2 protein-coding genes and 1 pseudogene are annotated in these 2,919 nt (G+C 38.5%); 2 read left to right on the forward strand and 1 reads right to left on the reverse strand.

Translation table 11 applies throughout. The features are described 5' to 3' along the window. Both ACM2FC_RS23405 and ACM2FC_RS23410 read left to right on the forward strand, forming a co-directional pair. A pseudogene (locus ACM2FC_RS23405) lies at positions 1-366 on the forward strand (NADPH-dependent 7-cyano-7-deazaguanine reductase QueF); the annotation flags it as partial. A 967-nt stretch (positions 367-1,333) separates the two neighbouring features. Continuing rightward, positions 1,334-2,356 carry a nucleoside hydrolase gene (locus ACM2FC_RS23410; RefSeq protein WP_498483446.1) on the forward strand — a complete coding sequence of 341 codons (1,023 nt, stop codon included), beginning with the start codon at positions 1,334-1,336 and terminating at the stop codon, positions 2,354-2,356. A 269-nt stretch (positions 2,357-2,625) separates the two neighbouring features. On the opposite strand, the gene ACM2FC_RS23415 is transcribed toward ACM2FC_RS23410, so the two are convergent. Continuing rightward, positions 2,626-2,781 (reverse strand): hypothetical protein, encoded by a 156-nt coding sequence (locus tag ACM2FC_RS23415; RefSeq protein ID WP_498483447.1) that lies wholly within the window; start codon positions 2,779-2,781, stop codon positions 2,626-2,628. Between the last annotated feature and the right edge of the window lie 138 nt (positions 2,782-2,919).

A 2,919-nucleotide genomic window follows, 5' to 3' on the forward strand; every position in this document is an offset into this window, starting at 1 on the left:
GAATATGATGAAGATAGCTTATCTGGCTCTGCATCAGAAAACGTAGTCGAAGAAAGCCTATGCTCTCATTTACTGAAATCAAACTGCCTAGTCACTAACCAGCCTGATTGGGGTAGCGTTTATATTCAATACAAAGGCAACGCAATTGATAAAGAGCAACTGCTTAGATATATCATTTCTTTTAGAGATCACAATGAGTTCCATGAGCAGTGTGTTGAACGTATTTACACAGATATCAAGCGTTGCTGCAATCCTGAAAAACTAACAGTATTTGCTCGATATACTCGACGTGGTGGCCTTGATATCAACCCATTCCGTAGTGATTTTGAAGAGGCTATGTCAGTGGACCGCACTTTTAGGCAGTAACTGAAAGTATTCAAGTTACTTGATGAAGTAAACAACCTGATAGCTAACACACTTTCCGGTTGTTTTAAATCTTACTACAACTTTTCTAATGCAATCCTGATTAGTAATACAGACCTCAATGAGTTCAAAGAAAACACATTAAGCGATTGCATCGATGATTTAAGCAAGCTTCTGGTGTTATTGCCAGAGACATTTCTGGAAGCTGAAATATCCGCAATCGTCATACCGTATGAAAATTGCGTAGTTACTTCTGTGTCAGCTCTGGGAATAATCTAGCCAAAGCTGTTACGCAAGAACAATAGGCTTGTTTGAGGTGATGCAATAAGAGTGAAAGATGGGAAGTGAAGGGTGTCCCTCTATTTTAAAGAGGGACACATAGCCAACTAACAGTGACTCTGTTCGTTTCATTAAGACCATCGGTGGCTTCTTTGTCCATCACGTATAGTTCTTAATTTGGTATGGATAGTATCAATTAATAACTCTTTTGCATAGCTGAAGTTACCTAGAAATTTGTTCTTGTAGTGATATAAGAACCCTCGCCCGATAGGGCGGGGAGAGGTCAGGTGATAACGGGCAAGATAATAAATATTTTGTTTTTTCCCGAATTCAACTTCGATTTTATCAACTCAAGAACTAACAAAATACGAACTGAAATGTCTTAACGTAGTAGCCAGCACTTTTCCGCAAACTACCCCTATAAGAATGTTGTGTTTGTTTTGTCATTTTTCACCTCGATAAAGAGAATAGATTCCTCTATCAAAGTGTCCAGCTTTATTAAAGCAGAATAAAGCAGAATAAAGCAGAATAAGACAGAGTGTGTTTCGTACTGCAACAAAGCCTTCTACCATCGTATGGGACGCTTTGTTGACAGACAGGTAAGACCAATCTTCGAAAGGGTTAGCTTTAATAGTTCAGCAATAATTTATTGGTACAAAGTCGGCAAATTTTACCACGAAAGATAAATTAAATGTTGTCACACAAAGTTATATTGGATGTTGATAATGCTTTGACCATACCGGCTCAGGATATCGATGATGCGTTAGCGGTTTTATTGGCATTAACTTCCAAAGAAGTCGAACTAATTGGTTGTACAACTTGCGCAGGCAATTGCTCTTCGCAGCAAGCAACTATAAACACTCTACGCATGTTGGAACTAGCAGACAGAGCTAGTATTCCCGTAGCTCAAGGGCGAGAAAATCCGCTTATTGAGGATCGAAGTGCACATCATGCATATTTGTCTGAAAAAACCGCGGGTAGTGAAAAGAAGTATTGGGAGCATAAACTAGATATTCCGTCTCCAACTATAAAACCTCATCATCTAAATGCCGAGGATTTTATTATTGAGTCAGTGAGAAAATATCCTAGTGAGGTAACGGTAGTTGCTGAAGGGTCATTAACTAACTTAGCTATGGCAATTTTAAAGGAGCCAGAGCTGATGAAAAATAATTTAAAACACATCGTACACATGTCTGCGGGTATTGATAATTCAGCATTTTTTGCAACAGGCACTCCGGATATACCTGCAAGTATTTGGCAAAACTATTTACGCTTCAATACAGACTACGATCCACATGCAACAGAAATCGTTGTCAAGTCGGGGATTCCTCTAACCTTTGTTCCGGTTTCTGTAACAAGTCGAGTGGAAATGACAATGGAGCAGCTGACATCAATAGGAGATAGTCAGAAAACGTCTGCTTTACATCAGCATATTTATAAGTATTGTAGACCTTGGTTTGAACTCAGTATTAATGAGCGCAAGCTAGAAGGCGCTCATATTCATGATCCGCTTGCATTAGCTGTTCTGTTTAAACCTGATTTTTGCAAATTCATTCCAATGAAATTTAACCTTGAGCGGTTCAGAAATCATAGCGACCCATTTATCCAGCCATTAGATGGAACAGAAGGTGACACAATTCAGGTTGCTGTTGATGTGGATGCTGAAGCGTTCAGCAAATTTTTAGTTCGCCGTTTATCTGAAGAAATAAAATAGTCAACACTAGAAAGGCTTTGTTGACACGCTCATTTAATAGTCAATTTTGATTTGATTGTGCCTTCCTTTATCCTTGTCGAAGGTGTGGCTGTGTACGAGAAGTTATTTAATCGCTATAAAAGCTTAAACGGGCGGAAGTCCTTATAGTTGCTTTCTGTTCCGTTGGACTTCAAACCCGTATATCGGTTGTTAATCCTAATCATGCTATCTATGTTTAAGACAAAAGTATGATTCTATTTAGAGTGAATGTTCGAGCAATAAAAACATGCTCATCGCGGTTGTTTGCTTTCGAAATGGCATTGAGTCTTAGCAGCATAGAAGGTCATTGGCGGCGCAGAGAGAAAGACATGTTGTACCCGCTTTATCCACCATGCTGAAATCTTAGATGGAAGGCCCATGATAGGGATATTCTTAATTATTTTCATTGTGTTACCTAATTGATAGAGAGCTGACAATGAAATAAATACAAATATTATACCAAATTCTATCCTGTTGAATTAAAAGATTGTTTATAAAATCATCTTGAAAGTTGATGACGAAAATGCCCAATCCCAGTGCAAATT

This window comes from Vibrio sp. A37 (genome assembly GCF_059777565.1).